This is a genomic window from Frankia canadensis, from assembly GCF_900197875.1.
Classification (GTDB): domain Bacteria; phylum Actinomycetota; class Actinomycetes; order Frankiales; family Frankiaceae; genus Frankia; species Frankia canadensis.
This window is the reverse complement of the sequence record NZ_FZMO01000431.1, coordinates 1-1,371: the sequence shown is the minus strand read 5'-3', so window position 1 is coordinate 1,371 and position 1,371 is coordinate 1. Positions and strand designations below refer to the sequence as shown.

At 64.7% G+C, this 1,371-nt stretch carries 1 protein-coding gene; it reads left to right on the top strand.

Annotation, left to right across the window (positions count from 1 at the left end):
* Window positions 1–944 precede the first annotated feature (944 nt).
* Window positions 945–1,371: RNA-guided endonuclease InsQ/TnpB family protein (locus C1A33_RS25295; RefSeq protein WP_243407936.1), on the top strand; the 427-nt coding region annotated here is incomplete at its 3' end.

Genomic DNA, 1,371 nt, shown 5'->3' with positions numbered 1-1,371 from the left:
CCGTGGCCGTGGAGGCCAGGGGGAAGCGGTCCCCGCTCGACGGTCTCCGCTCGGCTGGTAGTTCCCCGCTGGTCGTGGCCGTGGAAGCCAGGGGAACGGACCCGCCGTGCGGCCCTGAGCCGAAATCGGTAACGATCTGTAGTCTCAGGCGACTTCCGCTGATAACAGAACGTTGTCGGCGGCAGGGCCGATCTACGGAAGTCAGGGCGTGATCGGCGACGGTGTGTGACTGTAATCGGTGACGTTATGTCATCGTCGGGTTGTCCCGTGACCTTTGCGGGATTTCCGGAGGTCACTGTGGGTGGTTATTGTGGCGGGGTGTGTGGGTGTGTTCGGGTGTGTAGGGTGGTGCGGAGGCCGGACCGGGGCCGCTAGTTTTTGCTAGCAATTTGTTAGCTTTTTGTTAGCATGATCCAGGATTCGAGATCGTCACACCCCCCATTAGGCCCCCCCGTCCGCAGCCTGTCGGAGGTCGCTGGCATTCTGGGGAAGTGGAGACTTCGGTAGACGATCTTGCGCCCCGCCCATCTGTCGCTTCGGCCGGGACGGGGGCTCCGCGGACAGCCGCGGAGCGCGCGGCGTACTACCGCGCGCGGGCGGCGGAAGCGATGGTGCGCGCTCGTGCGGTGGTGGGACGGCCATGGACGTCGGATCCGGGTCTGCGGGTCCAGGTCGACGCGATCCTCGCGATGCCGCCCGAGGACAGACTGCGGATACTCGAAGAGCAGGTCTCAACGCTTTCGGCCCTGCGTCCGACAGCGCGGGCCGCGGTAGCCCAACGGTGAGCCGGTTCCAGCTCCGCGGCCTGCTACGGCGGCTTGGCGGATCAGAGGTGACCAAAGAACGTAGCGCGCAGGCCCCGTCCTTCAGGGCGGGGTTAGCGCGTCAACTTCGGTGTCAGGATGACAGCGGCATGGTGTATTCTTTCAGGTATGGGAATTCGGGTGGTGAAGCGGGCGTACCGTTACCGTTTCTATCCGACACCCGAACAGTCCAGGCAGCTCGCGGAAACGTTCGGCTGCGTGCGCTACGTGTACAATCGGGCGCTGGCCGAGCGGCACCGTGCATGGTCTCGGGAGCGACGTCGGATCACCCACGCCGAAACCGATCGGATGCTCACCGGCTGGAAACGGGATCCGGAAACCCGGTGGCTCGCGGAGCCGTCGAAGGGTCCTCTTCAGGCCGCACTGCGGAATCTCCAGGCCGCCTATGTGAACTTCTGGCGGAAGCGCGCGAGGTACCCGACCTTCAAGAAGAAGGGCAGGACCACCGATTCGGCGACCTACTTCCGGAACTGTTTCAGTTTCCGGGACGGTCGGATCACGCTGGCGAAGCAGGATCGGTCGCTGGACATCGTCTGGTCGCGTCCGC